Origin of the sequence: Fusibacter ferrireducens (assembly GCF_015352425.1) — a bacterium.
In the GTDB taxonomy this organism is placed as follows: Bacteria; Bacillota; Clostridia; order Peptostreptococcales; family Acidaminobacteraceae; genus Fusibacter_A; species Fusibacter_A ferrireducens.
In genome coordinates, this window is sequence record NZ_JADKNH010000009.1 from 48,825 (window position 1) to 62,704 (window position 13,880).

The window sequence follows — 13,880 nt, forward strand, 5'->3', positions numbered from 1 at the left end:
TAACGCTTTTTATTTTAATGCATCCAAATCCACACTTCTAACCGCCCTCACATAATTTTCAACCATTCTCACATCGCCCTGTGGTCCGTTTCCGTAAGAAGGATACTCCGATGCTGTATCCACTTTTGGATCACTTCTTTGGGCACCTGCACCGTGCACATCCATAAACTGATTGTTCATATAGCCCAGTGCTTCACCAAAGGATACATAGGCCGCATTTGAATATTTTTCTCTACCATCCAGATGTGTCGTACTACTCCAAAAATAGGGATAGTCCATTTCACCATTAATGGCTGTCACTTGTGTGACTTGAAATAAATCTGATATGGCAGCTGAATCCGTCGTATCCGGTGACTTTGAATAATCCACAATACTTTGAAGCTCTTTTACATTAGGAAGACGCCAATCGTCATAACCTGCATAATCTAAGTCCTCAGACCACTTTAGAGCTTCGACGAAATCCATGGCACCACTGTCATACTTCATCCACATTAATCCAGTGGCATAGTCCGTAATGGTGCCGTCACCGTTGTCTACAAATTGATTGACACCGTAACTGGTATTGCCCCTCACATACATCACATAGAAATCTTTGCCATCCACAGGATAACCTTTAATCCGACCATCCGCAAAGTTCACACCAAACATCGTGGTATTGTTTTCAAAGGTTGTACTTTCATAAATCGTGCTGGTGGCATACTGTGAATCGATAAAACGCTCCCCAGTCACGTCACCGTAAGTGAAATTAAAATACTGTGAATCTAAATAGGGTACCGATGTTTGAGCACTTTCTCCTGTTTCCCCTTTGAAATTGATGAGCGAATAGAGTTCTTTAATCGTTGGCAATCTCCAGTCATCATACCCTGCCAGTTCAAAAGAATCTGCACCTGCCATCGCCTCTTGCCACGTCATCTTTTCACCGGGATCTTGTTGCCACATGAGACCTGTCACAAGGTCTGTTATAGTGCCATCACCATTGTCCACATAACTCGGTGCATTGCCTGTGTAAGTTGCATCTTGTCCATAAAAGGCATCGCCTTCACTGGGCGCATGGATAATTCTACTTTCATTATAAAAAGTATCTTGTCCTGTGTCCACTATTGGATAGCCGTAGGCCTTAGATTTATACCCAATAGACTCTAAATAATCCAATTCCATCTGATTGGCCTCCTCTAAATCTGTACGATTTTGAAGATGCATTGGCGGTGTCATATTGCCCTTTTCATTGATCTGGACAGAGGTTACCATTTTCACTGAAGATGCCGTTTGGACCACTGCTCTGGATTCCTGCGAAGTTATCACCTCAGCTTCATCTTGTGTACACCCGCCCAGTAAACTGAGCATTAATATCAAACTTATAAAAAGACGCCAGTACCTTGTCATTTTCAATTTTTGCATTATAAAACCTCCTTTATATTACCTGATATCATCAGTTTAAAGGAGGTTTGTGAAGTCTAAGTGAAATCCTTAAAATTAGAGTGCTCATTGGTCTTACTGATTTTGAGCTTTATGAATCTTTAATCATACTGATTTTTATTTTATGGATCTCCTAACGCGTCGTCCTTTATTCCATTTTACCTCTGTTCTCTAGAATCAAACGGATGCTATCTGTTGTAAACAGGCCGCTGAAATCAACCTCTTTAAGAGGTGCAATCCGCTTCTCATCTCCCACGTAATACTGCAAAAAAGGTTTGATATAATAAAAAGCATCTGCCGAAGCAATCCATGCCTCATCACAGTAAATGATCATTTTAGTGTAGCCGCCTTCTGTTTCAGCTTCACATAACGACAAATCTATCAGGAGCTCATTGAGGATGGTTTCCCCATAGACAAGCGCATCACATCTGAGCACTTCTTGAGTTTTGTTAATCATTTCAAAATAAAATTTTGGTACAGGATCAATCGCAAAGCCGCGATCGCCTTGCTCGAAATCATCGTATTTCAATAGATCTTTAATCTCAATTTCCCATTGTCCAACTTGCCACGTATAAATTTTACCACTGGACATAATAACGCTTAATTCATCGAATTTGACGATGCCTTCACGTTCAATGCTAAAGGGAATTTGCATTGTTCTTATGCTGTATTTGCCACCTGAAGTTTTATTGCCCCCTACGATCGAAAAGCCAGACAATTTTATGGGACTACGAGACTTCTCCATCTCTAAATGCACATCTCCTTTAAAATCATGTGTAAAATTTAAAGATACTTCTCTTATGTCTCCGGCAAATTGATTGTAATTTGGGTATTCATCTAAAAAAGGCAGTTGAATTTGACCGTTTTCTTCATATAATGCATAGCCCATGTAAGTTTGCCATTTTGCAAAGAAGACATGTTCGTCAAAGTTGCTATCTATATCGTCAATGTTCTCTGTACTCAGTATAATTGCTGCAATGATAATCACCAAAGTAACCATACCTAAAACCCAACTTTTCCCCATTACATACCTCATTGTCTGACTTCATCCAAGGGATTTCAGTTCACCTACACCTTTAGTTTATCATGATATGCATATAAAAAACCCCGATCGAATTCGGGGTTTTTTCTGTAATACTTTTTAATGCGTTTAAGCTAAACACTTGATTTTATAAGGCTTTCAGCTAAAGTCAAATCTATGGTTTGCATTGAAAAGTCAGCTCAATTGCCAATCACATATACGAACAGAAAACAAAAGACTACCACAATGCCAAACAAGAAAATAGAATTTGAAATACTCGTCATTTTAAAATGACCTCTGACAATTAACTCCTTAAGTTTGGAGGACTGTTCCTTAAACATCTCCAATTCAAGCGCTTCCTCCATTTTCATTTTAGGATCTATATTTTTAAGATCCTCTGCCTTTGCGTTTATGCCCTTAATCATCAGACTTGCCTCTTTGGGCACCCATTTGACCTCACGATTAATACTGGTTACAATATCCACATCTGAAATACGCTTAAAGCCGTCTGCCAAAAGCTTGGCCGTAAATAGAAGCCAATTGTCAATTAGGCTAAATACGATGCTAAACAACTTATACAATATCTTTAAGATCGGATCAAACAGATCCGTTTCTATATTGAACCACCCAAGTGAAGGATTAAAATAAGCCCCGCCAGTTTCGTGCTTCACATAAAGTTTTCTTCGAATGATCAACTGATAAATCAGAATGCCTATAAGTAGAGAAATCATAGAGTACAAGATGGATTCAGAACTGTAAACCTTAACGTGTAAAATGGGTTCAAAGCCAATGTACTCAGCATAATTTATAAGCGGCTCCAAAATCGCATTTGGAAATAAGCCAATGCAGAGGATAAGTGCTGCTAAAATCCCCATTGGAACCAAGGCTCTTTTATGAACCTGCTCATTGTACTGTCCATAAAATTCAGGATTATTTTCTACAAAGATGGCCACAAATAGTTTGAGCATATAGGCTACGGTTAAGCCACCACCCAAGATGAAAAGATACTCTGTAACCGTGAAAAAGATATGATGTGTGCTGTGATGAGCCTCTAAGATTGCTTCGTGCAAAAGTGTCTTTGAAACAAATCCATTAAACCCTGGGAATGCACAAAGCCCCAACACACCAATCAAGAAGAAGATTCCCAACTTATATTTTTTGCGTCCAAAGCCACTGATTTTATTAATACTGAGTTCGCCTAAAATCATGTAGATAATCCCCGTACCCATGAACAATAAAATTTTAAAAAAGGCATGGTTGATCATATAGAGGATTGTCGCACTTAAAGCAAGACCACCCTCTTTCCCAAGAATCCCCACGAGCCCAATACCCATGAGCATAAATCCAGTTTGACTCATACTGCTATAGGCAATTATGCGCTTAACATTCCTCTGCATAATCGCTAAAATACCGCCTAGAAAAATATTGATGATGCCCAAGCAGTACAGTAAAAGCGCTATGGCAATGTCAAAGTTCATAAGTTCCACTAAGACAATGATGATCCCAAATAAACCCGTCTTGAGCAAAATGCCACTCAATAATGCACTGGAAGGTGTCGGCGCTGCCGTATAAGCTTTTGGAAGCCAAGTGTGCAATGGAAAGACACTGGCTTTAATCATAAAACCAAACATGACCAGAAGTGCAATAACATATCTGATATCTCCCAGCGTCGGCATGATTTTACCCATATCGCCGATGTCCAATGTCCCTGTATAATCAAAGGCCAAGAAGATGCCAAATAACATCACAAGACCACCAGCAATGGCCATTGCCAAATAAGATTTGCCCGCTTCATGACTGTATTTATCTTCATCATGAATGACCAGTGCATACGATGTCAAAGACATCCCCTCAAAAAATGTAAAGAGGTTGATGATGTTCTCTGACATAAAAACGCCCATGGTCATGGCATAAGTAAGCATAAAAAAGAAATAATAACGATTGCGGTTTTTCTTTTTAATTAAATATTGCGTTGAATACATTGTGGTCAAAAACCATGCCAATGCCGATATAAAAAGCATGGCATATCTCAACATATCCACTTTGAGATGAAGTCCAGTTCCCATGATATTAGGCACCATATACTCAATCGCCTGATCTTTAATCGCTGGAAAAAGTGTAATCACTAGCAAGAGTTCCACAGCAGTGAACACCACATTGAAAAGATCTCTCTTCATTTCATTTTTTCTACCTATATAGTAGCCGATGAAGGCACCCAATAAAGGGAGAATTAATATATAAACTAATGTATTCATTAAATGCCCTCCTTAAAAAGCATCCGCGATAACACCACCGAGAAAGTTAATCACTACATTTGGAAAAATCCCAAGTCCAACGATAATCACTGTCAAAATAACAATTGGAACCAGCATAAAAGGTGAAGGATCTAGCGTTTCTGATGCTATCGACGCACCTGTATGATCCATCTGTTCTGAATGATCTGATGTTTCTATAGCCTCTTTTTCCAATGAGGCCTCCACGACAATTTCATGCGCTTTTGCATTTTGCTGCTTTGCATTTTGTTTGCCGTTCACAAAAAAAGCCGTTACCGAAATTGGGAATAAATATCCAGCTGTAAAAAAAGCACTTAAGAGCAAAATAAAAATATAGAATAAATTATCGGCATTAAGTGCGCCTACTCCCAAGAACCACTTACTTACAAAGCCATTCGTTGGCGGAATCCCCACCAGTGACACCGATGCTATCGTAAAGCAAATGAACGTTATCGGCATTTTTTTACCTAAACCACTGATCTGGTGTATATATTTTTTATGCGTCATATGTGAAATGGCACCCACTGAGAAAAACAGTGTGATCTTAATTACAGCATGGTTGATCATGTGCAAGATCGCCCCTACAAGGCCATTTGGATTCAGCATCAGTATGCCGAGAAGTATATACCCCAATTGCGAAATGGTCGAGTAGGCCAGTCTCTTTTTAAGATGATCTTGGTGTAGTGCCAAAAGAGAGCCCATTACCACTGTAATCACCACAAAAGGGATCAGATACTGAGTTACGTTCACAGCCTTGATTACGCTTGCTCCAAAGACAAAGTAAGTAATTCGAATCAGAGAAAACACACCACTTTTAACCACGGCAACTGCATGAAGCAATGCACTTACTGGTGTAGGCGCCACCATTGCATTTGGAAGCCACGAGTGAAAGGGCACAAGCGCCGCCTTTACACCAAATCCTAGAAACATTGCAATATAACTAAAGCGAATTAAATCTTGGTCATAGTTGCTGAGATCATTAAATATACCCCTTGGCATAAATGTCATTGTGCCGGTAATTGAGTATAGAATCATCATTCCCAGTATGACAAGTGAAGCCCCTGCAAATGAATAGATCATATATTTTTTCCCACTGGAAAGCGCCTCTTCTGTACCAGTATGAATGACCAGAGGCAATGTACAAAGTGTTAAGAGCTCATAATAAGCGTAGAGTGTAAACAGATTTCCCGAATAGGCAACCCCCAAAATGACGGCAAGTGTCAAAGTGAAAAAAGTATAAAATTGCCTTGTTCTCTGTTCATGCTTCATGTATTCAAAGGCATAAAAAGCGGTCAGTATCCACAAAATAGAAGCCATTAGAGCAAATACGCGCGTCATCTGATCTATTTTGAAATAAACATCTAGAAAATCATTTACGCCAAGCACATGGAGCTGTAACAAAGGATTGCCAAAAAGAGAAGTTAAGACCAAAAGAAAATTGGCAAACAGAACTATTGACACAAACTTAGTAACGTATTCGTCCTTTATTATTTTTTTATCTGCAATGAGTAGCGTGCCCACTATGGGCACCCCCAGCGGTAAAAGCATTATTATTTTTTCCATATGTTCTCCAAAATATTCTCCAAAATTTCGTTTCTATATATAAATGCCACGTCCGATAAACTCGATGATAAACCCTGAGAATAAACCTGCTAAAACCATCACAACAGATAAAATAATCAATGGCAGAAGCGTTCTCACAGGTCTAATTTTTGAGTTAAAAACCTTTCCAACTAGATTATCTTCTCCAAAGTAACCATTGATAATAATTGGGAAGTAGTAAACTGCGTTGAGCAAACTGCTGGCGATTAACACAAAAAGTAACAAAATCTTTCCGGACTCAATGGAAGCCATCGCTAAATTCCACTTGCTGATGAATCCCGGAAATATGGGGATACCAATCATCGAAAGCGAACTGATTGTGAATATACCCAGGGTTACAGGCATTTCTTTACCGATGCCCTTGAACTCGTCTATGGTTTTATAACCGGTCTGCTCAATAAAGGACCCCGCAGATAAGAAGAGACAGGCCTTCGTCACAGCATGCGCTATAATGTGATAGATCGCCATTATAAGTCCCAGTTTATTGCCTAAGCCGATTCCGAAGAAGATATACCCCATTTGCGCCACACTGGAATACGCAATCATGCGTTTTAATTCCTTCTGTGACCTTGCAAACAGTGACCCAAAGATCATCCCTAGGACGCCTAAAAATAATACCAAATCCAAAACAACTGTTCCCGACAAAATTGTCGTCCCATAAACCAAATAATAAACCTTGATCAAAAAGATAATCGGTGCCTTGATTACCAGCGCGGATAAAATAGCACTAGACGGACTCGGCGCAGAAGAATGGGCATCCGGCAACCAAATATGGAGCGGAAACATGGCCCCTTTAATCCCAAGACCCACTGTAAATAAAATCATGCTGATGAGGATTAAATTGTGTTTGCCCTCTGCATTTTGGATCAATGCCTCATGAATATAGCTCATGCTCAAATGACCCGATATGGAGTAGACAAATGCGATCCCCATCAATACAAGCCCTGACCCCAATGAACTCAAAATCAGATATTTGATAGCCGCCTTGATGTTGGCCTTTTTATCCTTGACGACAATGATCCCACAAGCCGCAAGTGTACTCACTTCCAAAAAGACAAATCCATTAAAGATATCATAAGTAAAGACGATCCCCAAAAGAGAAGCCAAGAGTAAGAAATCTAAAGTATGAAAGAAGCCGATTCTGTTTGATTTAATTTCCTTTTCAAGACTGAAGTAGGAATACCACAAAACCATCAGATTAATAAAACAAAAGAGCAGTCCAATACCACTTTCCACCTCACCGATGCGAAGCACTATGCCAAAAGGTGCTGGAAAGTGACCTACGTCAAATAAGTATCCGCCATTAAGCGCAATATAGACCACATGGATCAAGTTAATCACTGTTACAAGGGACATGATTACAAGTGTTAATTTATAGACATGTTTTTTCTTTTTTAGAAGTGGTATGACAAATGCAAAGAGCATTAATATCATAATAGATGCCAACGGTATCAACTTAATCAAATTTTGCATATAATTAATCACCTCTTAGATTTTGAATTTCGTCCAGTTCAATAGTGCCATATTTCTCGTAGAGCTTTATGGTAAGTGCCAGCATAAAAGCGGTAACGCTTACAGCTACAACGATTCCAGTGAGCATCAAACCCGTTGGAATTGGATTTACATACCCCGACGCGTGCATGACGCCATCAATAATAATAGGCGCTTCTTTACCTTTTATATAACCTAAATTTACAAACAAAAGAAAAATTGAAGTATCCATAATGTTCATGCCAATAATTTTCTTTATTAAATTATTATGGAGCAGCAATATCATGAACCCAATGCCGAACAAAAATATCGCGCCTACGATCATATAGTTATTCAACAAGATCTGCATGTTCAAGTTCTCCTTCTTCAAAGAGTACAGCTATAAAGTAGAATGTGATGGCCACCACTAGACCTACTAAAATATTGAGTGGCATAATGAATCCACCGCTTAATAAAGATCCCGGCGTTCCGATGCCAATAATGTCGTGAAGTCCTAGAAAAGCCGAAGCAAACACATAGCCCTTCAAAACGCCATATAAAACCAACGCAGAACATGCAAACCTCAGTAAGTAGTGATATTTAAATTTTGCATCTGTAGCACTACTGCCATTTACAAATCTAAAAAGAATTAAACTTGCACCTAATATACTACCGCCTGCAAAACCACCTCCTGGTGAAAGATGTCCGAATAAAATCACGTAAATACCAAAAACTTGGATAAAGGGTAACATCAAATTTGTAATGTTCTTAACAATGCTACTTTTCATATTTTGTTCCTCCCTTTTTGAGTACGATCATAATACATATAAGTGCTGTGAATATAACTGATGCTTCAACGAAAGTGTCAAAAGCTCTATAATCTAAAATCATGGCTGCCACAATATTGATGGCACCTGTATCCGTCATGGCATCATTCACGTATTTGTCCATAACCTCATTGTGAACGGGTGCATCCACACCCCCTATTGCTGGCATATCCATCACTGCAAGCAATAAAAATCCAATAAAAAACATTGTTAAAAGAGTTGCCACAATTGATCTCATTTTCGAATCACCTTTGTCTTTCTGAGGGCTATAATGAAAAAAATAGAAGTAATGCCCGCACCTACAGCCGCTTCTGTAATTGCAAGATCGGGTGCATTCATTCGTTGCCATAAAATTGCCATCATAAGCGAATACACCATGAAAATAATTACAGAGCCCAACAGATTTTTGGAAGCCGCAGCGGCAATAGAACCCACAATCATGATGACGAGTACGATTATATTAAAAATATCCATGACTTCTAGTCCTTTCTCTTATAAATCGCTTTGGCAATCATATGTGTTGCAGTGGGATTTGTCGTCCAAAGAAACACGATTACCACAATGAGTTTTATCGTTGTAAAAGTAAATCCTGACTGAAGGATTAACCCCACAATGCAAAGAACAGCTCCGAGGGTGTCACATTTTGCCGCACCATGTGCCCTTGTAAGAGCATCTGGAAATCTGAGAACGCCAAGTGTGCCCACAAAGAAGAAAAACAGACCAAAGCCCATTAGAATCATAGAAAACAGATTAATCATTTTCTGTGCCTCCTTTGATTTCTCTTGCAACAGCATATGAGCCTATAAAAGCAATCAACGTATAAACCAATACGACATCTATAAAATAAGTCTCCTTTAATAAGAAAGAAATCGTCGCTATAATGACAATGGTCTTTGTCGATATGATATTAATTCCAATAATGCGATCGCCTCTTGTTGGTCCCTTCACTACCCTATACATACATAGGCCAATGGTAATACCAAGAAAAATAACCACAAACAAATAAAATTTATCCATTGATATCCCTCTCTATTTCACAGAGTTTTTTTTCAAGCAGCATTTCTGACAGACCTTCTGAATACGATCGATTTAAACAATGAATCAGCAATTGATTGCCCTTGATGTCCACTGTCATGGTCCCTGGCGTCAACGTAATAGAGTTGGCTAGAATTGTCAAAAGCCACTCATCTGAAAGTTGACTCTCATAAGTGACAACCATGGGCTCAATATCCATATGTCTCGAGAGCGTAATCAATGCCACTTGAATATTGGCTTTAATCACTTCATAAAATAAAATACCACCATAGATTATCCACTTTATTAAAATACGTCCTCTAATATAGGGCCTTAAGAGGACTTTCGAATCCAAACTTTTAGAAATCAGAGTCGCAATCAACAGGGCTACAACTATATTGAGCACCGTAATATGTTCTGTTAATATTAAAAAGAATAGAGCCAGAATGCCTATTTTTTCCGATTTATTGATCCATTTTTTCAAGATGACACCTCCACAAAAACCACACTCTATTAACACGCAATTAAGATGCCATCTTTTGTGACAAGGCACTTTTATGTCTTGTATCAATCTTCTAACAGACTGAAAAGGCTGATGTTCAGCAAGTAAAATTTTTTTTCGTCAAACGAAACATTTGTATTTTTTTTGATACATTTATGCCATTTTGGGGACAAATTAAAAAAAACAGCGTCAAAATGTATCAAAACAATACATTCAGACGCTGTTTACAGTATTTTTGATGCATCATTTCGAGACACATGTCTCAAAATGATGCACATTCTATAAAATCATATACTTCTCTATCTTTCTATATAGCGTACTTCTACCTATTTCCAACATTTTAGCAGCTTGCACCAAATTATTATCAGAAGCTTTAAGCGCATTAATAATAGCTTCTTTTTCAATGATATGAAGCGGTCTCACATAAGCTTCCGTTTCCCTTGCCACATCTTCTGTGACCATGCCAATCGTCTCTTTGATCGAATCTGGCAAGTGCTTACTCGATAAATTTTCATGCTCTCCCACAATGTTGGTGACCATCTGCATGACGTTTTGGAGTTCACGCACATTTCCTGGCCAACTGTATTGTGCCATAACCGTATAAAAACTTTCATCAATAGCAGATTTTTGGTCCGTTCTCTTGGTGAATTGCGCATAAAAAAAATCCACTAAAATACGTATATCTTCTTTTCGATCCCTCAGAGAAGGTGTCTTTATGGGCATGACATTTAATCGATAAAACAAATCATCTCTGAAATTCCCCCGTCTTACCTCTTCAGCCAAGTCCTTATGTGTTGCTGCAATAACTCTGACATCTACCGGAATGACTTCGTTACCACCAACGCGAACCACTTGTTTTGTCTCGAGAACTCTCAGAAGATTGGCTTGTGTATCTAGAGGCATATCCCCAATTTCATCTAAAAATAAAGTCCCACCATCTGCAAGTTCAAACTTGCCTGGATTGCCACCCTTTCTGGCACTTGTGAAGGCACCTTCCACATAGCCAAAGAGTTCGCTCGCCACGAGATCTCTCGGGATGGCACCGCAATTTATAAAGACAAATGAATTATTTTTCCGTGGGGATTCATTGTGAATGCCTTGTGCAAACATCTCTTTTCCGGTGCCACTTTCCCCATGTAGTAAAATGGTCGCATCCGTCATGGAAATCATCTTCGCCAGCCTTATGGAATCCTTAATTTCTACACTATTTCCCAGTATGTCATCAAAGGTATAAATAGCTTTGGAACCAAAGAGTTTATTGACCTGAGAATATACTTTTTTAGTCTCTCTAATTGTGATCAGATACTCTTTAATACTTTCATCTTGAGAGAAAATCGGTTTAAAGGAAATCAATGCCGTCCTTTTTCGCCCATCCGAAAAAAACTGCAGTTCTTTTTCTTCATTGGATGACATTTCCTTTTTAATCATTTCCAATACTGGTTTTTTGACGATGTCATCTATATGTTCACCCACTAACTCATCATAGGTTTTTCTAAACATTTTTTTTGTAAAATAGTTGATATCCGTTATAATCCCATCAAAAGTAATCGTCATAATCCCCTCAGATATGGTCTGCATAATGGCATCGAGATGCTCGTTTGCACGTCTGAGTTCTGCATTCCTCTGATTGAGTCTGAGCTCATGTTCAATGGCAAGCGCAGAGGCCAGCACCATCCCCAATGTATGCGGATGAACCGTTGAGCATTCGCCTGACATGCTCAAGACCCCAAGCACATTATTGTATTCATCCTTTATAGGCGCTGCTGACGTGGTCTTTCTATGATATGCCTGTCTATAATGCTCTGCCCCTAGAACTTGTAGTGCTATGCCTTTTTTAAGAGCAATCCCCGTCGCATTGGTGCCTACCTGCTCTTCTGTTACATTTTTCCCTGTGTGCAACAACAACTCAGAAGATAGCCCTTCATCACCAAGACTTGCCATGATAAAACCATCTGCATCAATAAAACTGACCACCATGCCCACTTCACCCACAGCTTCATAAATCATTTCCATAAAAGGTAGGGCAATATCCAAAATTGGTTTAAAAGCTTTTTTTGTCTGCTCTAACTTTTCGTCGGTCAGTTCAATTTTGATCTTGCTACTCAACGGATCAACGCCATATTTTTTACTGCGACGCCAAGAATCCACAATTTCTCGTCGCATAACTGAAGTATCCACTTGACCAGTGGCTATAAAATTTTCCCATTCTTTAATATATCTAATGTTGCCTTGGAGCATTTTTTTAGATGGCAAATGGCAACCCCCTTCTCAGTTTAATTGTTGTGTCTATTTTATCAGAGTATTGAGACTTTCGAAATACATAAGTCGCTTATTTTTTATCAAAAAACATTTATTCTGTTGACAGCTCACATTAATGGGTATTAATGTTAGGATAACAGATATACGTATAAAACGGATTCTATTACGGGAGGCCTAAACATGACATCAAATAAATTGAAATGGATTTTATTGTCATTTTGGATCGTCATAATGTTAGCTGCATGTGCTAACTCCGCCCCAAAACCTGCAGATCCCTCTACAGTTAAGTCACCAATATTCTTTCGAGTCACATGGCCTGAATATTCCGGCCGCAGCACGGCCATCAAAGAGATCGTTGACGTTTTTAACCAGACGAGCGAAGAGCCCTATGAAATTGTACTCATCGGTGGCGATGAAGACATGGCTCATATTGGCGATTCTCTTGCTGACAAAGACGAGCCTATGCTCTATGCGCTGCCCTATAGACTCGTCAAGTACTACGGTGAAAAAGGCGACCTTATGGATCTATCTGATGTCTTTTCAGAGGAGTCTATCCACTTTTATCCTAAAATTTGGAAACTTGGTATCATTGAAAACAAACTCTACGGCATCCCTTGGATAGGGCATTCCATCTGCTTGGTTTACAATGCCGATTTGCTCACAAAAGCAGGTGTTGATCCAAAAAACATACAGAGTTTGGAGACCTTTGTATCGGCCTTAGAAACTGTACATAATAACACTAAAGCTATTGGGGTTGGCTTAGTGGGGGCTGATCATAACGATGTCTCTTGGATGGTTAATCAATTTGTTCATGCTTATGGTGCTGAACTCGTGGACGATTCAGGAAAGAAGGTGCTCCTCAACACGCCAGAAGCTGAAAATGCGATTCGCTTTTACAGAGATACATTAGGCGCGTATGCACAACCATCGTGGAGAGAAGATACGGGCGTTGAGGTCATGAACTATTTCAGAGCAGGACAAATTGCCTTTGAATTTCAAGGGATATGGGGCGTAACGGATATTGACAAAAATCATAACCCCTTTGAAATTGGTATCATACCACTGAATACCATTGGATTAAAACCAGAAGTGGGCCCCATTCTATTAGGTGCTTCTAAAAACATGCCTAAAGATATGAAAGAAACTTCTGATCATTTTTTTCAATTTATGATTTCCGAAGAAGCGCAAGAAATGATTTTTAGAGGTGAATATAGCCCTGAGCACGATACTTATTATCCGTTTAGAGTCCCCATGCGCAAGCATATCGCCGAAGCGATGACCTCTGGTGAATACTCAAGATATTTACCTTTTTTAAGTGGCTTTGATGCTCCAAGCATTGATGTGCCCACTTCCAAATGGCAAGTTATCAAAGAACAACTCTATCAATCCGGATTACACAAAGTCTTTAGTGCAAAAATGACTATAAAAGATTTTTTAAACGAAGTGGAATCATCGGGCAATATCATTCTCAACGAATAATAAGTGGAGGTCAAACA

At 39.1% G+C, this 13,880-nt stretch carries 14 protein-coding genes; 1 reads left to right on the forward strand and 13 read right to left on the reverse strand.

The window, feature by feature from the left end; genetic code table 11:
• Positions 1-9: 9 nt before the first annotated feature.
• The 13 genes from ISU02_RS14930 to ISU02_RS14990 form a co-directional block, all read right to left on the reverse strand.
• Positions 10-1,398 (reverse strand): Lcl C-terminal domain-containing protein, encoded by a 1,389-nt coding sequence (locus ISU02_RS14930; protein WP_207736347.1) that lies wholly within the window; start codon positions 1,396-1,398, stop codon positions 10-12.
• 166 nt (positions 1,399-1,564) lie between these two features.
• Positions 1,565-2,440, reverse strand: coding sequence for a hypothetical protein (locus tag ISU02_RS14935; protein WP_194702643.1), 876 nt, complete (start codon positions 2,438-2,440; stop codon positions 1,565-1,567).
• Positions 2,441-2,637: 197 nt separating this feature from the next.
• Complete coding sequence (locus ISU02_RS14940; RefSeq protein ID WP_194702644.1) at positions 2,638-4,692, reverse strand: complex I subunit 5 family protein; 2,055 nt, start codon at positions 4,690-4,692, stop codon at positions 2,638-2,640.
• Positions 4,693-4,704: 12 nt separating this feature from the next.
• On the reverse strand, positions 4,705-6,273 hold the full coding sequence (locus ISU02_RS14945; protein WP_194702645.1) for a complex I subunit 5 family protein: 1,569 nt from the start codon (positions 6,271-6,273) through the stop codon (positions 4,705-4,707).
• Between the two features lie 33 nt (positions 6,274-6,306).
• A complete protein-coding gene (locus ISU02_RS14950) occupies positions 6,307-7,785 on the reverse strand; it encodes a complex I subunit 5 family protein (protein WP_194702646.1) in 1,479 nt (492 codons plus the stop codon).
• 4 nt (positions 7,786-7,789) lie between these two features.
• A complete protein-coding gene (locus tag ISU02_RS14955; protein WP_194702647.1) occupies positions 7,790-8,152 on the reverse strand; it encodes a sodium:proton antiporter in 363 nt (120 codons plus the stop codon).
• Complete coding sequence (locus ISU02_RS14960; RefSeq protein WP_194702648.1) at positions 8,133-8,570, reverse strand: MnhB domain-containing protein; 438 nt, start codon at positions 8,568-8,570, stop codon at positions 8,133-8,135. The genes ISU02_RS14955 and ISU02_RS14960 overlap by 20 nt, the downstream gene beginning before the upstream one ends.
• On the reverse strand, positions 8,560-8,847 hold the full coding sequence (gene mbhE, locus ISU02_RS14965) for a hydrogen gas-evolving membrane-bound hydrogenase subunit E (protein WP_194702649.1): 288 nt from the start codon (positions 8,845-8,847) through the stop codon (positions 8,560-8,562). The genes ISU02_RS14960 and mbhE overlap by 11 nt, the downstream gene beginning before the upstream one ends.
• The gene (locus ISU02_RS14970; RefSeq protein ID WP_194702650.1) at positions 8,844-9,083 is read right to left on the reverse strand and encodes a Na(+)/H(+) antiporter subunit B; all 240 of its coding nucleotides are present in this window, start codon (positions 9,081-9,083) and stop codon (positions 8,844-8,846) included. Before ISU02_RS14970 ends, mbhE begins: the two co-directional genes overlap by 4 nt.
• 5 nt (positions 9,084-9,088) lie before the next feature.
• Complete coding sequence (gene mnhG, locus ISU02_RS14975; protein WP_228727840.1) at positions 9,089-9,367, reverse strand: monovalent cation/H(+) antiporter subunit G; 279 nt, start codon at positions 9,365-9,367, stop codon at positions 9,089-9,091.
• Positions 9,360-9,626 (reverse strand): monovalent cation/H+ antiporter complex subunit F, encoded by a 267-nt coding sequence (locus tag ISU02_RS14980; protein WP_194702651.1) that lies wholly within the window; start codon positions 9,624-9,626, stop codon positions 9,360-9,362. The genes mnhG and ISU02_RS14980 overlap by 8 nt, the downstream gene beginning before the upstream one ends.
• Positions 9,619-10,107: a Na+/H+ antiporter subunit E gene (locus ISU02_RS14985; protein ID WP_194702652.1), complete on the reverse strand. Its 489-nt coding sequence runs from the start codon at positions 10,105-10,107 to the stop codon at positions 9,619-9,621. Before ISU02_RS14985 ends, ISU02_RS14980 begins: the two co-directional genes overlap by 8 nt.
• 297 nt (positions 10,108-10,404) lie before the next feature.
• Entirely contained in the window at positions 10,405-12,378 is a 1,974-nt protein-coding gene (locus tag ISU02_RS14990) for a sigma-54-dependent Fis family transcriptional regulator (RefSeq protein ID WP_194702653.1), read from the reverse strand.
• Positions 12,379-12,564: 186 nt separating this feature from the next.
• Here ISU02_RS14990 and ISU02_RS14995 point away from each other — a divergent pair, with 186 nt between their 5' ends.
• On the forward strand, positions 12,565-13,863 hold the full coding sequence (locus tag ISU02_RS14995; RefSeq protein WP_194702654.1) for an ABC transporter substrate-binding protein: 1,299 nt from the start codon (positions 12,565-12,567) through the stop codon (positions 13,861-13,863).
• Positions 13,864-13,880 lie beyond the last annotated feature (17 nt).

Excerpts from the sequence above, each read along its gene's own strand:
- ISU02_RS14930 (WP_207736347.1), bottom strand. The coding sequence starts at position 1,398 with ATGCAAAAATTGAAAATGACAAGGTACTGGCGTCTTTTTATAAGTTTG.
- ISU02_RS14935 (WP_194702643.1), bottom strand. The coding sequence starts at position 2,440 with ATGGGGAAAAGTTGGGTTTTAGGTATGGTTACTTTGGTGATTATCATT.
- ISU02_RS14940 (WP_194702644.1), bottom strand. The coding sequence starts at position 4,692 with ATGAATACATTAGTTTATATATTAATTCTCCCTTTATTGGGTGCCTTC.
- ISU02_RS14945 (WP_194702645.1), bottom strand. The coding sequence starts at position 6,273 with ATGGAAAAAATAATAATGCTTTTACCGCTGGGGGTGCCCATAGTGGGC.
- ISU02_RS14950 (WP_194702646.1), bottom strand. The coding sequence starts at position 7,785 with ATGCAAAATTTGATTAAGTTGATACCGTTGGCATCTATTATGATATTA.
- ISU02_RS14955 (WP_194702647.1), bottom strand. The coding sequence starts at position 8,152 with ATGCAGATCTTGTTGAATAACTATATGATCGTAGGCGCGATATTTTTG.
- ISU02_RS14960 (WP_194702648.1), bottom strand. The coding sequence starts at position 8,570 with ATGAAAAGTAGCATTGTTAAGAACATTACAAATTTGATGTTACCCTTT.
- mbhE (WP_194702649.1), bottom strand. The coding sequence starts at position 8,847 with ATGAGATCAATTGTGGCAACTCTTTTAACAATGTTTTTTATTGGATTT.
- ISU02_RS14970 (WP_194702650.1), bottom strand. The coding sequence starts at position 9,083 with ATGGATATTTTTAATATAATCGTACTCGTCATCATGATTGTGGGTTCT.
- mnhG (WP_228727840.1), bottom strand. The coding sequence starts at position 9,367 with ATGATTAATCTGTTTTCTATGATTCTAATGGGCTTTGGTCTGTTTTTC.
- ISU02_RS14980 (WP_194702651.1), bottom strand. The coding sequence starts at position 9,626 with ATGGATAAATTTTATTTGTTTGTGGTTATTTTTCTTGGTATTACCATT.
- ISU02_RS14995 (WP_194702654.1), top strand. The coding sequence starts at position 12,565 with ATGACATCAAATAAATTGAAATGGATTTTATTGTCATTTTGGATCGTC.